Below are 21583 nucleotides of genomic sequence, written 5' to 3' on the forward strand. Positions count from 1 at the left end.
TCCACGAAAATAGAATTAAGTTTTTTCATCCCATTTTACAAGCCTATTTATTTTCTATATTTGTGATAAGCATCAATACAATGATTTACCTAAAAACAGCTCAACATGAAAAACATATTCCAATTCCGTTTTCTATTCATCTTCTTCTTACTTTCTTTCGGTTCGATACAGGCTCAAACGGCTACAAAAGCAGTTCCTGTTTTTGAAAATGGAGAAGCTCAAATTGTACCTGCTTTTAAAGAGGCTGACAAATGGATTAGGGAAGACCTTTGGGTAGAAACAACTTTTGACACGGATGGTGATGGAAAACCAGATAGAATGCATGTGGACGTCACGCGGCCTTCACAAACGGAAACGGAAGGTTTGAAACTTCCTGTGATTTATGAATCGAGTCCCTACTATGCCGGAGTGGCACCTGATGTAGAAGGTTTGTTTTGGGATGTGAAGCATGAATTAGGTGAAACGGCGAAAGAACGTGTTCATGCCGAAGTGGTCCGAACCGGTAAACGCCCGATTATTTCAAATACACTCATTGGAGCTTGGGTTCCTAGAGGATTTATTGTAGTGCATTCTTGTTCACCAGGAACAGGTTTGTCACAAGGCTCGCCTACCGTTGGTGGCAAAAATGAATCATTAGCTCCAAAAGCAGTAATTGATTGGCTAAACGGGCGAGCGAATGGATTTACTTCTCCAGATGGTGATGAAAAAGTAACCGCCTATTGGAGTACCGGTAAAGTTGGCATGACAGGAACATCTTATAACGGAACGATTCCACTTGCTGCTGCAACAACTGGTGTAGAAGGATTAGAGGTAATTATTCCTGTTGCACCGAATACTTCTTATTATCATTATTATCGTTCAAACGGATTAGTTCGTTCGCCTGGTGGTTATTTGGGTGAAGACATTGATGTGTTGTATGATTTTATTCATAGTGGTGATGAATCGAAAAGGCCTTATAACAATAAGACCATTCGAGATACGGAAATGAAAAATGGCATGGATAGAATTACGGGTGATTATAACGATTTTTGGGCGGGACGCGATTACCTCAACCAAATGGCTCCGATGAAAGCCGCCATGTTGATGTCACACGGTTTTAATGATTGGAATGTTATGCCTGAGCATAGCTATCGAATTTATAAGAAAGCCAAAGAAATGGGGCTGGAAACAAGTATTTTTTATCATCAAGATGGACATGGTGGGCCGCCACCGTTTAGCATGTTAAACAAATGGTTTACACATTATTTATTTGGTGTGGACAATGGCGTTGAAAAAGAGGGAAACAAAGCCTGGATTGTTCGTGAAAACGATGCTATGAATAATCCAACTCCGTATGCAGATTATCCTAATCCAGCATCAAAACCAGTTACTCTTTATTTAACAAAAGGTGCTCCTAAAATGGGTGGCTTAACTACTTCGAAATCTAAAAAACAAGGAAAAGAAACATTGGTTGATGATTATAAACTCACAGGAGAAATCTTAGCCCGTGCAGCATCATCACCAAACCGAGTGTTATATGTTACGCCCACACTTACTGAAGATGTTCATATTTCAGGTGTGCCAAAAATCACAGTAAAATTGGCCAGTAACAAACCTGCTGCAAATTTATCAGTTTGGTTGGTTTCACTTCCGTGGAATGCAGATAGTAAAGCAAAAATAACGGATAATATTATTACTCGTGGTTGGGCTGATCCTCAAAATCATAGTTCTTTAACGGAGAGTAAACCACTAACACCAGGAAAGTTTTATGAGGTAACTTTCGATTTAATGCCAGATGATCAAATTATTAAAAAAGGACAACAAATTGGTTTGATGATTTTTTCGAGTGATAATGAATATACTTTGCATCCAAAATCGGGAACAGAATTAACGATTGATTTGGATGGGACAATTTTGACTTTGCCGATTGTGGGTGGAGCTGATAGTTTAAAGAAGTAATGAAATTTAATACAAGCATGCCAGTAGAACAAGAATTTTGTTGACTTCATTTTTACGTTCTTGAAAATAATTCCGATGAAAACACGCTTTTTGATTATACTTATTTTGCTTTTTCATGGACGGATTTCGTTTGGAATGAAGTTTAATTTTTAAGGTTTACCTCGAATTTGAGGTTATTAATTTTGAATTAAGTTGATTTTAAACTTAAGGGATTAAGTTGCATTAAGTTTTTATGTTTTAAAAGTTGATTTGAATGCTTAGCTTGTTTTATATTCCCTTATATTCTCAGATTATCAACATGTTAACAATATTAATTTTTGCTTAATATTGATACTTAGCTTAAATTAATTGAAATAATTTTTTGAGTTTTGATAAAAATTATTTCAGTGAAAACAAAATTTTATTTATTTTTTATAGTTGCCCTAGTTTTTCAAAATTGTGCTAAAGTGGAGAAAAAAGCTTTAATTATCGGTCACCGTGGTGCCATGGGGCACGAAACAGAGAACACAATTGCTTCTGTTAAAAAAGCGTTAGAGTTAGGTGTCGATATGATTGAAATTGATGTTTTTTTGATTAAAAGCGGAGAATTAGTGGTTTTTCACGATGAAATCTTAGACAGTTTAACTGATACTTCGGGAAGAATTGAAGATTTTACTTTAGAAGAGCTTCAAAAAGTGGTGGTGAAGGGCAATCATCAAATTCCAACTTTAGATGAAGTAATCGAAACGTTTGATAAATTAGTCCTTTTAAATATCGAATTAAAAGGTAAAAATACGGCTGAACCCACTTTAAAATTACTTCAAAAATACTATCAGAAAGGTTGGAAAAAAGACGATTTTGTCATTTCCAGTTTTTTGTGGGATGAATTGACAACTGTTCGAAAATTAGACAATGAAATTCCTATTGCCGTTTTGACCGAAGAAAATCCGACAGACGCCATTGCTACTGCAAAAAAATTAAAGGCGGTTGCCATTAACCCTTGGTGGAAAACGTTGACAAAAGAAAACGTAGAACTTATTCACGAAGAAGGATTTAAAATTTACACCTATACGGTCAACGAACCTGACGATATTAAAATGGTTACTGAATTGGGTGTCGATGGAATTTTTTGTAATTTCCCCGAAAGATTGAACTAATGTATGACGTCCTTATCGTTGGTGGTGGAGCTGCCGGTTTTTTTACCGCTATCAACGTTGCTGAAAAAAATCCAAACTTTAGCATTGCAATACTCGAACGTGGCAAAGAAGTACTTACAAAAGTAAGGGTTTCCGGTGGTGGTCGGTGTAATGTGACCCATGCCTGTTTTGTCCCTAATGACTTAGTAAAATTTTATCCTCGTGGCGAAAAAGAATTGCGTGGCCCGTTTCATCAATTTTGTTCCGGTGATACGATTGAATGGTTTTCCAACCACGGTGTCGAATTAAAAATTGAAGACGACGGCAGAATGTTTCCGGTATCCGATTCTTCGCAAACCATTATTGATTGTTTTTTAACTGTTGCCAAAAAACACAAAATTGAAATTCTAACCGGTCAAAGTGTCCAATCCCTTTATCAAGCGGAAGACACTTGGAAAGTGGAAACCAATCACCAAACGTTTCGTTGTAAAAACTTGGTCATGACCACAGGAAGCAATCCGAAAATTTGGGAATTATTGGAAAATTTAGGCCACACGATTGTTCCGCCGGTTCCCTCTTTATTTACATTTAACATCAAAGACCCTCGAATAAAAGAGTTAATGGGTGTTTCCGCTTTTGCCACAGTAAAAGTTCAAAACTCCAAACTTTCCGCTTCGGGACCGCTTTTAATCACCCATTGGGGAATGAGCGGACCGGGTATTTTGCGACTTTCTGCTTGGGGAGCAAGGGAATTATTTGCTAAAAACTACCAATTTGTGTTGGAAGTCAATTGGTTGAATGATGCTACTTTGGAAGAAACCGAAAACCAGTTGAAAGAATTAAAATTAGAACATGCCAAAAAAGTAGTCAGTAAAAAATCGCCATTTGAATTTCCAAACCGCTTATGGGAAAGTTTGGTTTTAGCTTCTGAAATTTCTTTAGAAACCAAATGGGCTGATTTGACAAAAAAGCAGCTTCAACATTTAGCGTTACAACTCACGAATGGAAAGTTTCAGGTAAATGGGAAAAGTACGTTTAAAGAAGAATTTGTTACCGCCGGTGGTATTGATTTAAAAGAAATCAATTTTAAAACTATGGAAAGCAAAGTTCTTCCTAAAGTATATTTTGCCGGAGAAATAGTCAACATCGATGCGATTACGGGTGGCTTTAATTTTCAAAATGCGTGGACAAGTGGGTTTATGGTGAGTGAAAGTATCACTTAATATTTCGATTTGTATTATCGTGTAGTTAATTAAAAATCAATTATATTTGGTATTTAAACCAGTATCCGATGAAAAAAGCATTACTCTTTTTCTTATTTTGTTTTTCAATTTCCTATTCACAAACTTTGCCTCCCTTAGAAACGTGTAGCAATGATTTAAATCAGTCAACTTCTTTTGATTTAACTGTAAAATATGGTGAGATTTTGGGTAGCAATAATCCTGCTGACTATGAAATATCATATCATCATACTGAATCAGATGCTACTAATGGGGTTGCTGCAATTCAAAATCCTACTTCCTATTTCATTACTTCTCCATCTGAATTAATTTTTGCTCGAAGTTTTAATACGGATGATACGACTTTTTATATTGAGAGTTTTAGCTTGATTGTTAATCAAAATCCTATTGTAAATCCAACAACTTTATTGTTTTGTGGAACTCCTGAATTGGCTGTTTTCAATCTTGACGAGAGTATTTCTGGTATCATTGGCAATAATACAGACCCGTTAACGATTACTTTTTTTATATCTGAAGTAGATGCTAATGCCAATATAAACCAAATTTCAAATGGCCCATTTATTCCGACAGCATTTCCTTCTCAAGATGTTTATGCTCGTGCTGAGAATAATGAAACTGGTTGTTTTTCTATTAAAACGGTAACATTAGTTGTTTCTTTAGATTGTGCTCCCATAACATGTCCAACTGCTAACCAATTAACACTTTCCAATATAACTGGCACTTCAGCCGATTTAAATTGGTCCTACCAAGCTGAACCAAATATTTATATTGGAGTTTGGAATATTTCAATTGTTCCTTTAGGTCAGCAACCAGATTCAAGCACTATTATTAATTCACATGAAAGTGCTCCATTTAGTATTACAGGATTAACTCCAAACGTTTGTTATTCAGTTTATATCAGAACTGGATGCTATTGGAATGGTATTACAGTTTTCAGTGATTGGACAGCACCTTTTGACTTTTGTACAATGGATTGCACGAATAACGGACAATGCCCAGAACAATTAACCTGTATAGCTTTTATTGATGAAAACAATAACGGCGTGATGGATTCGGGTGAACTAAATTTTAATAGGGGTTCCTATGTTTATGAAATGAATGGCAGTGGCGAACTAATTTATGGAAGTACAAATAATGGTTCATTAACTATTTTTGAACCTAACCCGACGAATAGTTATGACATCCATTTTGAAGTAAATGAGGAATTCTCCACGTATTATTCAACACCAACTTCTTATACTGATATTACTGTGCCGACTGGAAGCGGAAGTACTATTTATTATTTCCCTATCACGATTTTACAAGAATATGTTGATGCTGAAGTGAGTTTAATTGCATTTGGAATTTCGCCTCGACCAGGTTTTACGTATACAAATAAATTAATTTACAAAAATAATGGTTATACCAACATTGCCTCCGGCATCATTCATTTTATCAAAGATGATGCTGTTTCGATTGTTTCTGTTTCACAAGCTGGAACTACGGCAACGTCTTCTGGTTTTGATTATACCTTTACGGATTTAGCTCCGTTTGAATCAAGGACTATAACCATCACGATGGAAGTTCCAACGATACCAACGGTTAATTTAGGAGTAATTTTAACGAATGTTGCCTCAATTGAACCTTTAGAAAATGAAGAGAATATAGCAAATAATACTTCTTCTCTTTCACAAGTGGTCATTGGTTCCTATGATCCAAATGATAAAAATGAATCACATGGTGGAAAAATTGTATTCGAGGATTTTACTGCTAATGATTATCTTTATTATACTATTCGATTTAAAAATACAGGAACATTTCCAGCAGAATTTATCCGTATTGAAGATACGCTTGAAAACCAATTTGACGAATCTAGTTTTGAAATGCTTAATGCCAGTCACTCATTTAATGTGAGAAGAACCGGAAATCAAATAGTTTGGCATTTTTTAAACATCAACCTTCCTCCATCTGTGGAAGATACGGAAATAGGAAAAGGTTTTGTACATTTCAAAATCAAGCCTAAACCCGGTTATGCTATTGGTGATGTGATTGAAAATACCGCTGATATTTACTTTGATTATAATCCAGCTATAATTACGAATACTGTTGAAACACAATTTGTCGAAAATTTATCGGTTGTTGATTTTTCGAGTTCATCGGTTGTTTTATATCCAAATCCAACGAAAGATGCTTTTCAAATTCAACTTAATGGAACGGATTTAATTCAAAATATTTCAATCCATGATGTATTAGGAAAACAGATTTTTCAAAAAGAGAACATAAACCTCAATACAATTTCGGTTGATATTTCTGGTTTTAATCAAGGGATTTATTTTGTAGAAATTATATCCAATTCAAGTGTAAAAGCAATAAAAAAATTAGTTATTCGATAAAAAAAAGGATTGTATTTATTCTAATTCTAAGTGAAAAACTAATAAATTCTAAATCAAGACTATATAATTTACTAAAAATCAATTACATTTGATTTACCAAAACCAAAATCAATGAAAACAAAATTACTCACTACTATTTTCTTTTTATGCTTTGTGAATTTTTTCAGTTATTCACAAACTCAATTATCCGCTTGTGATACTGATTATAATGGAACTGAAACTTTTGACTTGACATCGATTATTCCAACATTATTAAATGGTCAAAACCCAAATGATTTTGATATTTCTTTTCATACTAGTTTAATTGATGCAGAAGAAAACAGTAATGCAATCACAAACCCTACAAGTTATAATAGTATGATAGGATTTGTAACGCTATTTGCTCGTTTACAAAACATCATTACATCTGATTATGAAATAGTTACTTTCACAATTGTTGTTAATTCGGTTCCAAATATAGGCACAGAAGTGGCTGTTGCCTGTGATGATAACAATGACGGGATTGCCTTTTTTGATTTGAATCAAGCCGTTCAAACTATCTATGCGGCGAACAATGCCTCACCCAATACGATGTCGGTCACGTTTTATTTAACCTATGCTGATATGTTAAATCAAGTGAATCCGATAGGATATAATTACACCAATACATCACCTAATCAAATTATTTTTGTGAGAATTGAAGATTTTATCACGGGCTGCTTTTGGGGTGGTGAATTCTTTTTACTTGTTCAAAATTGTTCCACCAGCTGCGAAACACCAAACAATCTAAATGCAACTAATAGCACCGAAAATGGAGCAACTTTAGGTTGGTACAATCCTTCAGGTTCAAACACAAACGAAATTTATATTGTTCCAAGTGGCTCTCCGGAACCAAATCCAAATTCACAAGGTTTTATTGCCTCAGTAAATCCGTTTGTCATTACGGCATTAACTTGTGACACCTCTTATACCTTCTATGTCCGAGCAATTTGTAATGACCAAATAACCTCTGATTGGTCTGCCGGGTTTAACTTTTCAACTACAAGTTGTGGTACTACTACCATTCCATTTGTAACGGTCAATACCACTTCATTTACACCCGAGCAAATCTTGAATAATGTTATTTTAAATTCAGAATGTGCTACCATCTCCAATGTAATTACCCAAGGACCATGTGGTGTTGGCTATTTTAATGCCAATGACAGTAGTTTCCCTTTTGAACAGGGATTGATTATCAGAAGTGGAGATGCAAATTTGACACAAGGACCCTATACTGATGCTAATTATACGTCAAATTGTTCACAAATTGGTGACCCACAACTAAATGCTATTATGCAAGCAGCAGGTCAAACCGGCACCATCAATGATGTTTCCTTTGTGAAGTTTGATATTGTACCTACTACAAATATTTTGAGCTTTAATTTTATTTTTGCTTCAAATGAATATGGTACTTATCAATGTCAGTTTTCCGATGTTTTCGGATTTATTTTAACCGATTTAACCACCAATCAAACTCAAAATATTGCTGTTGTTCCCGGAACCAACGTGCCGATTTCGACAACTACTATTAGAGATAACCTGTATAATACATCATGTGCTTCTGTAAATCCACAGTTTTTCAGCACTTATAATGTCAATAATCCAACCAGCAGTTTGAATATGCGTGGTTATACAGTGCCAATGACGGCGATAGCTTCTGTAATTCCAAACCATGAATATTCTTTAAAATTAGCGGTTGGAGATTACCAAGATTCTGCTTTTGACTCCGCTGTTTTTATTCAAGGTGGAAGTTTAGCTCTTGGCAATCAATGTCAGGATAATATTCAATTAATTGCTTTTCTGGATTCCAATAACAATGGAATTAAAGATTCTGGTGAGCAAAATTTTGTAAATGGTAATTTTAATTATCAGGTTAATAATGCCGGTGCAATTGTTTCAAACATATCTTCCAATGGGGTGTTTTATATTTTTCCTGAAAATACCTCAAACACCTATGATTTAAGTTATGCAGTTTATTCTGAATATGCCGGTTATTATGCACAACCCATTTCCTATGATGATATTGTTTTTTCTGAAACCGAATCGAATGTATACTATTTCCCAATTGTTAACACCACCACTTACAATGATGTAGCTGTTTCAATAGTTGCTGTTAACCAACCGGCAGCAGGATTTACCTATCAAAATAAACTAATTTATACTAATAATGGAATTGCTCCGGCTTCCGGAACCTTAACATTTGATAAAGCTCCTGTTTTAACCATCACAGGTATCTCTCAAACAGGCACAACTCCTTCTGCTAACGGGTTTACTTTTGATTATACAGATCTTTTACCGCTGGAAACCCGAACTATTAGTGTTTCAATGAGTGTTCCAACGATTCCAACCGTTGCCATTGGTGATTTAGTAACCAATTCTGTTTCCATTACCAGTACAACTTTAGATGCCAATTCAACAAATAATTCGGCTTCTTTAACCCGACCAATTGTAGCAGCTTATGACCCGAATGACAAAAATGAAGCCCACGGAAAAGAAATTGTGTTAGCTCAATTTACACAAGATGATTATTTGTATTACACCATTCGTTTTCAAAATACCGGAACAACTAATGCTACATTTGTTAGAGTGGAAGATATTTTAGACGCACAATTAAATCCGGAAAGTTTACGAATGATTGCCTCCAGTCATAATTATGTATTGGAAAGAATAAATAATCAGTTGGTTTGGAAGTTTGATAACATTCATTTGGTTCCAAAAGTGGTCAATGAAAATGCCAGTATCGGGTTTATTCATTTTAAAATTAAAACGAATCCCGGAATTTCAATTGGTGACATTATACCTAATACGGCTGAAATTTATTTTGATTTTAATCCGGCAATCATTACCAATACATTTGAAACCGAATTTGTCGCCAGTTTAAGCACGGCTGATTTCACTTATTCTGATTTAGTTTTATTCCCGAATCCTGCTAAAGATTTAATTCAAATTCAATTGAAAAATGGTTCTGATGCTATTAAAGGAATAATTATTTATGACGTTTTAGGCAAGGAAGTTTATAGCAAACAAAACATGAACATGGAACAAACAGCTATAGATATTTCTCGTTATACAAAAGGAGTTTATATAGTAGAAATAAGCACCGTCAATAATCAAAAAGTACTTCAGAAATTTGTAAAACAATAAACGAAAGTTACATTACTTTAAAAAGACCGGAAGATAATTTTCGGTCTTTTTTTATTTAAAACCAAGCATTTCGATATTCCCAAACTTTCACTAAAAACAAACCAAGAAAAATCATAGAAACCAAAAACTTCATAAATGTGGAAGCTAAAAAACCAATAAATGATCCTGTAGCGGCTTTAAATGCTTTTTTAGAATCTGTAGAATCGTTAATTAGTTCGCCCACAAATGCTCCCACAAATGGACCAATAATGAATCCGAGTGGAATGGGTGCTAAAATGCCAACCACTAACCCGATGTTGGTTCCCCAAATACCATATTTGCTTCCGCCAAATCGCTTGGTTCCTTTTGCAGGGATGATGTAATCAAGAATTCCAACCACAATGGCAATTACCAACGTAATTCCCAAAACTGTATAGCTTACAGGAACGGCTTTTGTTAAATATAACAACAGCAAACCCACCCAACTTATGGGCGGTCCAGGCAAAACAGGAAGGAAACTTCCAAGGACACCAACAATCATTAATACAAAACCTAATAAAAGAAGTATGTGTTCCATAAATTATTTTCTTACTTTTGGAATATCAAAAATACCTTTTGTTTGATTATAAACGAAAAATGAATAAATTTCTTTCTTTATTTTCTTTTTTATTTTTATTGACTTCCTGTCAATACTTCGAAAAGCGTGTGCCTTCTGAAGAAGAATTGCTGCAACAACGATTGAAAGGAATTGATTGGAAGGAAGTGACTGTTTATCCCTCAGTGGCTGAATGTGACAGTCTTTTAGACAAAGAACAAAAAAAAGAATGTTTTTTTAATTTTATGACTGTTCTTATTCAACAAAAAATTGCTCCGGATTCCATCAATCTAAAGGCAAAAATAATTGATACCATTCAAGTTAAAGTATCCGTTTATCCAAATGCTACCATTTCTTTTGAACCGCTTTTTCCTTCGGATAGTTTGAATTATGACAAAATAAAAATTGATAGTCTTATTAAATCCCGTTTGACCGATTTTCCAAAAATAGAACCTGCTCAAAAAGAAGGAATTCCCGTAAAAACACAATTTATTCTGCCGGTAATCCTAAAAATGGAATAGCTTATTTTAATTTGTGTAAATACATATTTACAACATTTTCAATCCCTAAATAAAGTGATTCACAAATCAAGGCATGACCGATGGAAACCTCTAATAATCCGGGTATATTTTGTTTGAAAAAAGCAATATTATCCAAACTTAAATCGTGTCCGGCATTGATTCCTAACCCTAATTGATTGGCTAAAACAGCTGCTTCTACATAAGGCTGAATTCCGTTTTTATTTCCCAAACCGTATTGATGTGCAAAATGTTCAGTATATAATTCAATTCGGTCAGTTCCGGTAATTTTTGCTGCTTCAACCATCGTTAAATCCGGATCAACAAAAAGCGATGTTCGTATGTTATTTCTTTTGAATTCCTGAATTACTTCCGTTAATAAATCTTTGTTTTTAATCGTATCCCAACCGGCATTAGAAGTTAAAGCATCATCGGCATCAGGCACCAAGGTTACTTGTGTTGGATTTACTTCCAACACCAAATCAATGAACTTTTGAACAGGATTTCCTTCAATATTAAATTCGGTATAAACCACTGTTTTTAAATCCCTCGCATCTTGGTATCGAATATGTCGTTCATCCGGACGTGGGTGAATGGTTACTCCATGGGCTCCAAATTTTTGAACATCTTTAGCCACTTGCACCACATTTGGCATATTTCCACCTCTTGAATTTCTTAATGTAGCAATTTTATTAATATTTACGCTTAACTTTGTCATACTCTTTTGAAACAATTTTATTAGAAACAGCATACAAAAATACAAAGTTAAACAGGCTCAATAATCGTATTTTTTGATTATTTTGCAACGAAATTAAATCGCTATGTTAGAAATAACAAATTATATCAATAACGACTTCAAACCTTTTGACAGTGGAGAGAAAATAAACTATGTTCAGGATTTTTTTGCTGACTTGACTTTTTCTCATTTCCCTGTTGTAGAGGAAAGTATTTATATTGGAAGTATTGCTGCCGATGATGTGGTTACTTTTGAAACACAAAAATCGATTAAAGATTATCGATTCACTTTAGAAGGTTTTTTTGCACGAACTAATATGATATGGTTAGACGTGTTAGAAGTTTTTGCTCAAAATAACACTAATTTAATTCCGGTTTTAGACGATCAAAATAAATATGTTGGTTATTATGAACTCAATGACATTGTTCAGTTTTTTGCTGAAACTCCTTTTTTAAGAGAACAAGGAGGTATTATTATCGTAAAAAAACCATTGAATGATTTTTCCATGAGTCAGATAACTCAAATTGTAGAAACAAACAACGGAAAAATATTAGGCCTTTTTATTTCTGAAGCTACTACCGAATTTGTTCAGGTGACTATCAAAATCACTTTGGGCGGAATGAATGAAATCATTCAAACTTTTCGAAGGTATAATTATGAAATCATTTCTGAGCATCAGGAAGATACCTATTTGAGTAATTTAAAAGAACGTTCAGAATATTTAGACAAATATCTTAATATCTAAACTATGAAGATTGCTATTTTTGGACAATATTATCAAAACGATACCCGCCCAATTATTAAAGACATTTTCGTTTTTTTTAATAGTAACAATGTTGAATTAGTCATAGAAGAATCTTTTCTGAAAATATTGTATGAAGAAGAAATAGTTAAAAAAGAGTATAAAACTTTTGCCACTTATAAAGATTTAAACAGCAGTTTTGACCTTTTAATCAGTATTGGTGGTGATGGTACAATTTTGAGAGCTATTACCTACGTTCGGAATTCAGGTATTCCCATAATAGGCGTTAATGCGGGAAGGTTAGGGTTTTTAGCTAAAGTTCAAAAAGAAAATATCGAAACTTTTTTACAATTAATTTTAGATAAAAATTATACGGTCTCTAAAAGAACCCTTTTAAGCATAGAAAGCAACCCTAAAAATGATGAAATTAAAGAAATAAATTTCGCTCTTAATGAAATTTCCGTCAGTAGAAAAGATACGACATCGATGATTACGGTGGAAACTTATTTAAACGGCGAATACTTGACTTCATATTGGGCTGATGGATTAATTATCTCCACTCCAACAGGCTCCACCGGATATTCATTAAGCTGTGGCGGACCGGTTTTAACGCCTGATGTGAAAAGTTTTGTTATTACTCCAATAGCTCCTCATAATCTTAATGCTCGTCCATTAGTAATACCCGATAAAACTGAAATAGTACTAAAAGTATCCGGAAGAGAAGCACACTATTTAGTTTCATTAGACAGCAGAATCGCCACTATGAATAACGAAACCATTTTAACCATAAAAAAAACACCTTTTAAAATTAACATGGTTGAAATTCAGGATGAAACCTTTTTAAAAACGCTCAGAAACAAACTTTTGTGGGGTATGGACAAGCGAAATTAACGGTTAATTGTCAAAATATATCTTCTCTTCTATACTACTACCCTTTTATTTCCGTTTTTTTTGAAATTAATTTGTGATAAATAAGCAAATAGTTGACTTTTACCTAGTCATATTTGTTATATTTGCACGCTATTTCAAAACGGATGAATAGATTAGTGTTTTTATTGTTTTTTATGATATCAAGTACTGTACTTAAAGCCCAAATTAATGAAATTGGTGTTTTTTTAGGTGGCAGTAATTACATTGGTGATGTTGGTCCCACAAATTATATTGCTCCTAACGACATTGCAATAGGATTTATGTATAAATGGAACAGAAGTACCCGCCATACTTATCGTTTTTCTTATACTTATGGCCAATTATCGTCAAACGATGCCGATTCAGATGTTCCGGATAGAAATTTGAGAGGGTTAAGTTTTGAAAATAAAGTAAATGAGTTTTCTGCCGGATTGGAATTTAATTTTTTTGATTTTGATTTGCATAAATTAAGCTCTCAATTTACGCCCTATGTTTACACCGGTATTAGTTATTTTTCATATAAAGAATTATTTTATATCGATAACGAAGTGAAAGAAGATTATACAGAAGGTGCATTAGCAATTCCTATCGTTTTAGGTGTAAAAGCAAAATTAAACAGAAGATTTATAATTGGTTTAGAAGCCGGTGCCCGATATACCTTTACAGATAATTTAGACGGGAGCAATCCGAAAAATGAAAATTTGAACACATTGAAATTTGGAAATATAAACAGCAATGATTGGTATGTATTTACCGGATTTACATTAACCTATACTTTTGGGGAAAACCCTTGTTTTTGTCCGCAATAAAATGACCTTAGAAGACCAAATAAATAAAAACAACTTACCAAAACATCTAGCCATCATCATGGATGGTAATGGTCGTTGGGCTAAACAAAAGGGCTTGCTTCGGGCTTTAGGTCATGAAAGTGGTACAAAAGCAGTTCGCGAAACAGTAGAATCTTGTGCTAAATTAGGTATCCAAAATTTGACTTTATATGCTTTTTCAACAGAAAACTGGAATCGCCCTAAATTAGAAGTGGACACTTTAATGAATTTATTGATCAAATCATTGAAAGATGAATTGAAAACACTTCAAAAAAATGAAATTAAGCTGAACTCTATTGGCAATTTATCGCTCTTACCGAAGTCAGCACAAAAAGAACTTTTAGAAGTCATTAACAAAACCAAAGAAAATAACCGCATGACTTTAACTTTAGCTTTAAGCTATGGATCCAGAGAGGAATTGGTTTCAGCTATAAAAGTGATCAGTGATAAAGTTAAAAATAATATAATTTCGTCAGAAACTATTGATGAAACGATTATTAATCAACATCTTTACACACACAATTTACCGGATGTTGATTTATTGATTAGAACCAGTGGAGAACATCGAATAAGTAATTTTTTACTATGGCAGATTGCCTATGCCGAATTATATTTTACAGATGTTTTATGGCCTGATTTTAGAGAAGAAAATTTATATGAAGCTATTATTAGTTATCAAAAAAGAGAACGTAGGTTTGGAAAAACAAGTGAACAGATTAAATAAAACAGTAGTATTGAGAAATATTACTTCCTTTTTTGCAATACTTCTATTAGGAAGTATTTTTCAGGTAAATGCACAAAACACTACTCCTTATGAAAGGGGGTCCCAGTATATTCTAGGAGATGTTCAAGTAACCGGTAAATTAAGCTTTAATCAGCAAACCGTTATCACTTTTGCCGGATTGGAAAAAGGACAAAAAGTTATTGTTCCCGGTGAAGAAATCAGTTCAGCCATTAAAAAACTTGGTAAATTAGGGCTTTTCAGCGATATTGATGTTTACATTAATGAAATTAGAGGCGACAGTATTTTTTTAGAACTAAGCTTGGTTGAACTTCCCAAATTAAGTGAAGTAAAAATTGTTGGTTTAAAAAAGAATAAAAATGAGGAGCTTTTAAAAGAGCTGGCTTTAACCAAAGGCAAAGTTGTAAATGAAAATTTACTGACTACTTCTAAAAACTTTATTGAGAAAAAATTCCAAAAAGACGGTTTTTACAATACAAAAGTTTTCGCCACTATTACTCCAGATACAACCAATGGAAATGAGGTAAAAATGCTCATTAATGTGGACAAAGGCACCAAAGTTAAAATTTCCAGTATCACCATTGAAGGCAATGTAACTCAGACCGAAAAAAACGTAAAGAGTGCGATGAAAAACACTAAAGAGCAGTCTTTTTTTCGTTTTTGGAAATCATCTAAATTTATTCAACAGGAATACAACGAAGATTTAGTAAACATTGTTAACAAGTACAAAACTGTTGGTTATCGGGATGCCCGTATTGTTTACGACAGTGTTAAATACAAAAAAGAAGACAATACTATTGCCATCAAATTAAAAATAGAAGAAGGTAGGAAATATTACTTTGGAAATATTAAGTTTTTAGGAAACACCATTTACACCGACCAAGGCTTAAACCGTGTTTTAGGAATTAAAAAAGGTGAAACATATAATGGCGTATTGCTTCAGGATCGCATTGCAAACAAAAAGAATCCTGATGCAGAAGACATTACAAACTTATACCAAAACAATGGTTATCTTTTTTCCACCATAAATCCGGTAGAAGTTCGCACAGCAAATGACACTATTGATTTTGAAATCAGAATTATGGAAGGCCCTCTAGCCTATTTTAATAAAATTACCGTTGTTGGAAACGACAAAACGAATGACCATGTAATTTATCGAGAATTACGCACAAAACCAGGTCAGAAATATAGTAAAGATGCTTTAATTAGAACCATTCGGGAAATTGGACAGTTGGGCTTTTTTGACCCTGAGGCTATTGATCCCAAGTTTAAAAATGTAGATGCCTCAGCAGGAACGGTTGATATTGAATATAACTTAGTTGAAAAAGGCTCCAGTCAAATTGAGCTTCAAGGAGGTTATGGTGGAGGCGGCTTCATTGGAACTTTAGGTCTTTCCTTTAACAACTTTTCTATTCGAAATGTTTTTAACAAAGAAGCCTATAAACCTTTACCAATGGGTGACGGGCAAAAAATGTCATTACGATTACAAGGAAGTACCTATTTTCAAACCTACAGTTTAACTTTTTCTGAACCCTGGTTTGGCGGCAGAAAACCAATGCAGTTTTCTACTTCCTTATCCTACAGTAAACAGTTTTTAAATAATTATCAAACAAATGATGTAGATAAAAGTAGAAGTTTTAATATCACCTCTATTGCTGTTGGGACTGCAAAAAGATTGAAAGTGCCGGATGATTTCTTTTTACTTTCACAAGGATTAAGTTTACAATATTATGATTTGAATAATTATTCTACTTCATTGTTTACTTTTCCTAACGGTTCTTCCCGAAATCTATCCTATTTTATTTCCTTAAGCAGAAACAATAAAGGAGTGAATCCAATTTTCCCTGTTTATGGTTCTGAGTTTTCAATATCGGCTAAATTCTCTCCACCTTATTCATTATTCAATAATGTAGATTACAAAGATTTACCCAACCAGGAAGAATATAAAGTAAAAACGACAGAAGTAATTCCAGACCCAAATACAGGGGATGATATGCCGATTGGAACCTATCTTGATGATTCTGGCAATCCGGTGGAAAATTACCAAGATGCTGCTGTTGACCAAGGAAAAGTGGATCAAAAAGCTTTCTATTGGTTAGAATTTTATAAAATTAAATTAAAAGGAGACTGGTATACTAAACTTGCCGGGAAAAATCAAAATGCTCTAGTATTAAGAACATTAGGAGAATTTGGTTATTTGGGAGCTTACAACCAAGACAGAGGTGTGATTCCATTTGAGCGTTTCTTTTTAGGAGGTGATGGTTTAGCGAATTATTCATTAGATGGTAGAGATGTTATTCAATTAAGAGGCTATCCGAATTTATCGCTTTCAGGAACAGATGGTGGAGTAATTTACAATAAATTTTCAATGGAATTACGATATCCATTAACACTAAAATCCGCAGCCTCCATCTATATGCTTACTTTTGCAGAAGCAGGAGCTTCATTTAATTCATTACAGGAATACAATCCATTTGTGATGCAACGCTCAGCCGGTTTTGGTTTAAGAGTCTTCATGCCAGCCTTTGGATTATTAGGAATTGATTTCGGCTATGGTTTTGATGCTGTGCCAGGACAAACACAAAAAAATGGCTGGGAAACACATTTTATCATTGGACAACAATTTTAATTGTTAATTTCTGTTATATTTACATTATAATTTATAAAATATGAAGAAATTAATTTTTTTACTGTTTTTAACTCTTACAAGTGCCTCTATCGAAGCACAGTCAAGAGGTATTAGAATTGGTTATATTGATATGGAATACATACTTCAAAATGTTCCTGACTATACTGAAGCTAAAAATCAATTAGAACAAAAAGCTCAAAAGTGGAAATTAGATATTGAGACCAAAAAAAATGAAATCAATACCTTAAAAGAGGCTTTAAATAACGAAAAAGTACTTTTAACCAAAGAATTAATCGAAGAAAGAGAAGAAGAAATTACCTTTCTTGAAAATGAACTTTTAGCTTATCAACAAAAAAGATTTGGACCAACCGGCGATTTGGTTGTTCAAAAAGCTGTTCTAGTAAAACCCATACAAGATCAGGTTTTTACTGCTGTACAAGACATTGCTGAAGTAAAAAAATATGATTTTATATTAGACAAATCTTCTGATTTAACTATCCTTTTTGCTGCTAAAAGACATGATATCAGTGACCAGGTTATTCGATCTTTAACCAGAGCTTCTAAAAGAGAGCAAATGAGTAAAAAAGAACTCAAAGCATTAGAAGAAAAAGAACGCATTCAAGATTATGCCGAAGATGTTAATCCTGATAAAGAAGCTCGAAAAAAGATTCTTGAAGACAGACAAAAACAACGTGATAGTATCATCGAATCCCGAAAATCACTCGCAGAACAAAAGAAAAAAGATTTTGAGGATAAACGGAAAAAACTAATTGAAGAACGGGCAGCAAAAAAGAATGGCACAGTTTCTGATAAAGACAAACAAGTAAACGCTGAAGAAGGTTCTGAAACAACTGATAAATCTGCGGAAGCCGTTGAAGAAAAAAGCAAATCTGACGAGCCAAAAACAGATGCCGCTGAGACAAAGAAAAAAGCGGAAGAAGAAAGACAAAAAAAATTAGACGAACGCAAAAAACAGCTTGAAGAAAGAAAACAAAAAATATTAGCCGACCGTGAAGCTGCTAAAAAAGCAAAAGAAGAAAAACAAAACGAAAACAAAGAAGAAAACAAAAACAATAATTAATTATAATAACTAGAAATGATGAAACAAATTAAGACTTTATTAATTGCTACTTTTTTATTTATTGGTGCCAGCCAATCTATTTCAGCTCAATCAAAAATAGCTCACGTTGATACTAATGAATTGATAAGCAAAATGCCTGCAATGATTGAAGCTCAAAAACAATTAGAAAATTTGAGTAAACAATATGATGCTGAATTTAAAACAATGGCAGATGAATATTATGCTAAATTGAAAAAATATGACGAGGAATCATCTACTGTTACAGCAAAAGTAAATGAAGACAGAGCAAAAGAAGTACAAGACATGGAAAAAAGAATCCGTGACTACAGAGAAACTGCTCAAAAAGAATTACAAAAAAAGGAATCTGATTTGGCTAAACCATTAATGGATAAAATCAAAGCTTCGATAGCAAAAGTTGGTAAAGCAAAAGGTTTCAACTATGTAATAGATGTGAACTCAGCTATTTTTGCTGATGGAACAGACTTAACTTCTGATGTAAAAAAAGATTTAGGTTTTTAATTCTTAAACTTAAAATACATAATTAAAAACTGCTCACCCAAAATAACGGGATATGAGCAGTTTTTTATTTATTTTTGATACATGGTTAATAATAATCCCATAGGCCTTTTTGATTCAGGAGTTGGAGGAACCTCTATTTGGAAAGAGATTCACGCACTGCTTCCTCATGAAAACACAATCTATCTCGCGGATAGTAAAAATGCACCTTATGGTCAGAAATCAAAAGAAGAAATTATTGCGTTAAGTAAAAAAAACACTGAATTTCTTTTGAACAAAAATGCTAAAATTATTGTAGTCGCTTGCAATACTGCAACTACGAATGCTATTAAAGAACTTAGAGCCTGTTATAAAGTGCCTTTTATAGGAATTGAACCGGCAATTAAACCCGCAGCAAATAATTCTGAAACACATACCATTGGTGTCTTGGCAACAAAAGGCACGTTGAGTAGCGAATTATTTAATCAAACGGTGCTCAATTATCCCAATACAAAAATAATAGAACAAATTGGTTATGGATTGGTTTCGTTGATAGAAGAGGGTAATATTGAATCTAAAGAAATGACTCAATTACTCCATGATTATTTGAATCCTATGGTAAAAGAAAATATTGATTATCTTGTGTTAGGCTGCAGTCATTATCCTTATTTAATACCACAAATAAAAAAAATATTGCCCAATCATATCAAAATAATTGATTCCGGAGAAGCTGTAGCCCGTCAAACCAAAAACATTCTTTCAGAAAAAGTAGGTTTAAGCGATACAAAAAAAAGTAAACAACTATTTTACACGAATTCAAACCCAATAGTACTAAAAAATATAATTGGTGGAAAACACACAATTATTGAAGAAAACTTTTAATTTTCTTCTTTGAACCAACTTGAATACATGATATAATTATTTGATATGCGTTCAATTTCACCTGCAAAATCAGACTGATTGATATCCTTCACTTTTTTTGCCGGTACTCCCGCATAAATTGAACCTGATTCTACTTTAGTATTTTGAGTAACAACAGCACCCGCAGCTATAATGGAATTACTTTCAATCACACAATTATCCATTACTATAGCTCCCATTCCAATTAACACATTATCATGAATAGTGCAGCCATGAACAATTGCATTGTGACCAATTGAAACATTATTGCCAATAATTGTAGGATGCTTTTTATATGTGCAATGAATGATTGCTCCATCTTGAATGTTTACTTTATTGCCAATTTTTATAAAATGTACATCGCCACGAACAACTGCGTTAAACCATACACTACAAGACTGTCCAAATTGAACATCGCCCACAATAGTAGCATTTTCAGCGACGTAACAATCTTCGGGAATTAAGGGTGATTTACCGTTTACTGTTTTTATTATCATAATACTTTAGTTAAAAAAAATCCCCAAACTTTTTTACAGTAAAGGGATTTTCATTTATAATTCGTTTTTTATTTAGTTTATAGCAGGGCAATTACACTGATATTTCGCTGGTTTACAGAATAAATTTATCCCTAATGTAATTTGATGAAAACCGGCAGTATCAAATCGCACATTTCCAGTTAAATAGGAATAGGTGTAGGCAAACATAAATTGATTATAATTTACCCCTACAATTGGTGTAAAATATTGTAATCGTTGATCAGAAACAGTGTTTCCATCTTGATATTGAGCTCCATCAAAACTTCTTCTATAAGATAGCCCGCCCCACATTTTACCAAAATCTAAATCTTTATATACTTTTAAATTCAAGTCAATAGATTTTTCTTTGGTATCTTCAACTAATTGAAATAAAACAGATGGCTCCCACTGTAATCGTTCGCTGTCTCCAAAAACATAACCTGCACTTATTAAATATTTTCTAAGATTATCGGATTCAAATTCAGTATAAATTTCTCTTCTAACATTAGCTATAGCATTCTTTACCGTAAAATGAGAATAAAATTCTAAGTAATTATAAGATGCTCCTAAATCAATGTTGAAATACGAATCCTTTTGATAAATACCACCAATAATTGGATCAAATGGTTGGTTATCCAAAAAGGTAGTTTCATCCAACTGACTTTGTATTAAAGCACCGCTTATACCAAATGACAGTTGATTTAAATCAAGTTCGCTTCTTGAAAACATGATGTGGTGAGCATAAGTAAGCTTTACCCCTTTTTGTGAATGGTATCCGTTTTTATCTGAAAATAAAATAGCTCCAACTCCTGATCGTTCTCCGACACTTGTATTAAAACTTAGCGTGCTTAATTGAGGGGCATCTTCTTGTCCAAACCATTGTCCTCTTGCCGTTAATCTGACTTTTCCACAATTTGCTGCACCAGCCATTGATGGATGAATTAAATAATAATTATCGGTTAGATAATCAGAATAAACTGCTATTCCTTCTTGCGAATAAGCAAATTGTGTTAATACTAAAACGAGTAATAAATACTTTTTTTTGAGTTTAAGATTCATGGGCTTTTATCTTTTTAATGAAAAATGT

The 21583-nt window shown here is 33.4% G+C and carries 18 protein-coding genes; 14 read left to right on the top strand and 4 right to left on the bottom strand.

Going from position 1 to position 21583, the window contains the following annotated elements; translation table 11 throughout:
• The first annotated feature begins 105 nt into the window (after window positions 1-105).
• The 5 genes from C0512_RS02570 (at window position 106) to C0512_RS02590 (ending at window position 9828) form a co-directional block, all read left to right on the top strand.
• Window positions 106-1938, top strand: coding sequence for a Xaa-Pro dipeptidyl-peptidase (locus tag C0512_RS02570; protein WP_290858632.1), 1833 nt, complete (start codon window positions 106-108; stop codon window positions 1936-1938).
• A gap of 386 nt (window positions 1939-2324) precedes the next feature.
• Window positions 2325-3074 (top strand): glycerophosphodiester phosphodiesterase, encoded by a 750-nt coding sequence (locus C0512_RS02575; protein ID WP_290858634.1) that lies wholly within the window; start codon window positions 2325-2327, stop codon window positions 3072-3074.
• Entirely contained in the window at window positions 3065-4276 is a 1212-nt protein-coding gene (locus tag C0512_RS02580; protein WP_290858667.1) for an NAD(P)/FAD-dependent oxidoreductase, read from the top strand. Before C0512_RS02575 ends, C0512_RS02580 begins: the two co-directional genes overlap by 10 nt.
• Before the next feature lie 68 nt (window positions 4277-4344).
• Window positions 4345-6666: a T9SS type A sorting domain-containing protein gene (locus tag C0512_RS02585; RefSeq protein WP_290858636.1), complete on the top strand. Its 2322-nt coding sequence runs from the start codon at window positions 4345-4347 to the stop codon at window positions 6664-6666.
• Between the two features lie 111 nt (window positions 6667-6777).
• Window positions 6778-9828, top strand: coding sequence for a choice-of-anchor L domain-containing protein (locus C0512_RS02590; RefSeq protein ID WP_290858638.1), 3051 nt, complete (start codon window positions 6778-6780; stop codon window positions 9826-9828).
• A 55-nt stretch (window positions 9829-9883) separates the two neighbouring features.
• On the opposite strand, the gene C0512_RS02595 is transcribed toward C0512_RS02590, so the two are convergent.
• Window positions 9884-10384 (bottom strand): DUF456 domain-containing protein, encoded by a 501-nt coding sequence (locus C0512_RS02595; RefSeq protein WP_290858640.1) that lies wholly within the window; start codon window positions 10382-10384, stop codon window positions 9884-9886.
• A gap of 59 nt (window positions 10385-10443) precedes the next feature.
• Between C0512_RS02595 and C0512_RS02600 the strand changes: the two genes are divergently transcribed.
• Window positions 10444-10923, top strand: a complete 480-nt coding sequence (locus C0512_RS02600; protein WP_290858642.1) for a hypothetical protein — start codon at window positions 10444-10446, stop codon at window positions 10921-10923.
• Window position 10924: 1 nt separating this feature from the next.
• Here C0512_RS02600 and C0512_RS02605 read toward each other — a convergent pair whose 3' ends face one another.
• Window positions 10925-11638, bottom strand: coding sequence for a pyridoxine 5'-phosphate synthase (locus C0512_RS02605; RefSeq protein WP_290858644.1), 714 nt, complete (start codon window positions 11636-11638; stop codon window positions 10925-10927).
• A 103-nt stretch (window positions 11639-11741) separates the two neighbouring features.
• On the opposite strand from C0512_RS02605, the gene C0512_RS02610 reads away from it, so the two are divergent.
• The 8 genes from C0512_RS02610 to murI all read left to right on the top strand — a co-directional run bounded on the left by C0512_RS02610 (window position 11742) and on the right by murI (window position 19963).
• The gene (locus C0512_RS02610) at window positions 11742-12401 is read left to right on the top strand and encodes a CBS domain-containing protein (protein WP_290858646.1); all 660 of its coding nucleotides are present in this window, start codon (window positions 11742-11744) and stop codon (window positions 12399-12401) included.
• A gap of 3 nt (window positions 12402-12404) precedes the next feature.
• Window positions 12405-13289, top strand: coding sequence for an NAD kinase (locus C0512_RS02615; RefSeq protein ID WP_290858648.1), 885 nt, complete (start codon window positions 12405-12407; stop codon window positions 13287-13289).
• A 143-nt stretch (window positions 13290-13432) separates the two neighbouring features.
• A complete protein-coding gene (locus C0512_RS02620) occupies window positions 13433-14116 on the top strand; it encodes a DUF6089 family protein (protein ID WP_290858650.1) in 684 nt (227 codons plus the stop codon).
• Window position 14117: 1 nt separating this feature from the next.
• Window positions 14118-14858, top strand: coding sequence for an isoprenyl transferase (locus tag C0512_RS02625; RefSeq protein WP_290858652.1), 741 nt, complete (start codon window positions 14118-14120; stop codon window positions 14856-14858).
• On the top strand, window positions 14791-17505 hold the full coding sequence (locus C0512_RS02630) for a POTRA domain-containing protein (protein ID WP_290858654.1): 2715 nt from the start codon (window positions 14791-14793) through the stop codon (window positions 17503-17505). Before C0512_RS02625 ends, C0512_RS02630 begins: the two co-directional genes overlap by 68 nt.
• 40 nt (window positions 17506-17545) lie before the next feature.
• A complete protein-coding gene (locus tag C0512_RS02635; RefSeq protein ID WP_290858656.1) occupies window positions 17546-18586 on the top strand; it encodes an OmpH family outer membrane protein in 1041 nt (346 codons plus the stop codon).
• A gap of 18 nt (window positions 18587-18604) precedes the next feature.
• A complete protein-coding gene (locus C0512_RS02640; protein ID WP_290858658.1) occupies window positions 18605-19105 on the top strand; it encodes an OmpH family outer membrane protein in 501 nt (166 codons plus the stop codon).
• Between the two features lie 81 nt (window positions 19106-19186).
• Complete coding sequence (murI, locus tag C0512_RS02645; protein ID WP_290858660.1) at window positions 19187-19963, top strand: glutamate racemase; 777 nt, start codon at window positions 19187-19189, stop codon at window positions 19961-19963.
• On the opposite strand, the gene C0512_RS02650 is transcribed toward murI, so the two are convergent.
• Both C0512_RS02650 and C0512_RS02655 read right to left on the bottom strand, forming a co-directional pair.
• Window positions 19960-20478, bottom strand: coding sequence for a gamma carbonic anhydrase family protein (locus C0512_RS02650; RefSeq protein ID WP_290858661.1), 519 nt, complete (start codon window positions 20476-20478; stop codon window positions 19960-19962). The genes murI and C0512_RS02650 overlap by 4 nt on opposite strands.
• 72 nt (window positions 20479-20550) lie before the next feature.
• Window positions 20551-21555, bottom strand: coding sequence for a type IX secretion system membrane protein PorP/SprF (locus C0512_RS02655; RefSeq protein WP_290858663.1), 1005 nt, complete (start codon window positions 21553-21555; stop codon window positions 20551-20553).
• Between the last annotated feature and the right edge of the window lie 28 nt (window positions 21556-21583).

Source organism: Flavobacterium sp., from assembly GCF_013822155.1.
In the GTDB taxonomy this organism is placed as follows: Bacteria; Bacteroidota; Bacteroidia; order Flavobacteriales; family Flavobacteriaceae; genus Flavobacterium.

What these genes read in the sequence shown, in the direction of transcription:
- C0512_RS02620 (WP_290858650.1), top strand. Translation starts at nt 13,433, where the DNA reads ATGAATAGATTAGTGTTTTTATTGTTTTTTATGATATCAAGTACTGTA.
- C0512_RS02650 (WP_290858661.1), bottom strand. Translation starts at nt 20,478, where the DNA reads ATGATAATAAAAACAGTAAACGGTAAATCACCCTTAATTCCCGAAGAT.
- C0512_RS02570 (WP_290858632.1), top strand. Translation starts at nt 106, where the DNA reads ATGAAAAACATATTCCAATTCCGTTTTCTATTCATCTTCTTCTTACTT.
- C0512_RS02585 (WP_290858636.1), top strand. Translation starts at nt 4,345, where the DNA reads ATGAAAAAAGCATTACTCTTTTTCTTATTTTGTTTTTCAATTTCCTAT.
- C0512_RS02610 (WP_290858646.1), top strand. Translation starts at nt 11,742, where the DNA reads ATGTTAGAAATAACAAATTATATCAATAACGACTTCAAACCTTTTGAC.
- C0512_RS02625 (WP_290858652.1), top strand. Translation starts at nt 14,118, where the DNA reads ATGACCTTAGAAGACCAAATAAATAAAAACAACTTACCAAAACATCTA.
- C0512_RS02640 (WP_290858658.1), top strand. Translation starts at nt 18,605, where the DNA reads ATGAAACAAATTAAGACTTTATTAATTGCTACTTTTTTATTTATTGGT.
- murI (WP_290858660.1), top strand. Translation starts at nt 19,187, where the DNA reads ATGGTTAATAATAATCCCATAGGCCTTTTTGATTCAGGAGTTGGAGGA.
- C0512_RS02595 (WP_290858640.1), bottom strand. Translation starts at nt 10,384, where the DNA reads ATGGAACACATACTTCTTTTATTAGGTTTTGTATTAATGATTGTTGGT.
- C0512_RS02635 (WP_290858656.1), top strand. Translation starts at nt 17,546, where the DNA reads ATGAAGAAATTAATTTTTTTACTGTTTTTAACTCTTACAAGTGCCTCT.
- C0512_RS02590 (WP_290858638.1), top strand. Translation starts at nt 6,778, where the DNA reads ATGAAAACAAAATTACTCACTACTATTTTCTTTTTATGCTTTGTGAAT.
- C0512_RS02630 (WP_290858654.1), top strand. Translation starts at nt 14,791, where the DNA reads ATGAAGCTATTATTAGTTATCAAAAAAGAGAACGTAGGTTTGGAAAAA.
- C0512_RS02605 (WP_290858644.1), bottom strand. Translation starts at nt 11,638, where the DNA reads ATGACAAAGTTAAGCGTAAATATTAATAAAATTGCTACATTAAGAAAT.
- C0512_RS02600 (WP_290858642.1), top strand. Translation starts at nt 10,444, where the DNA reads ATGAATAAATTTCTTTCTTTATTTTCTTTTTTATTTTTATTGACTTCC.
- C0512_RS02655 (WP_290858663.1), bottom strand. Translation starts at nt 21,555, where the DNA reads ATGAATCTTAAACTCAAAAAAAAGTATTTATTACTCGTTTTAGTATTA.
- C0512_RS02615 (WP_290858648.1), top strand. Translation starts at nt 12,405, where the DNA reads ATGAAGATTGCTATTTTTGGACAATATTATCAAAACGATACCCGCCCA.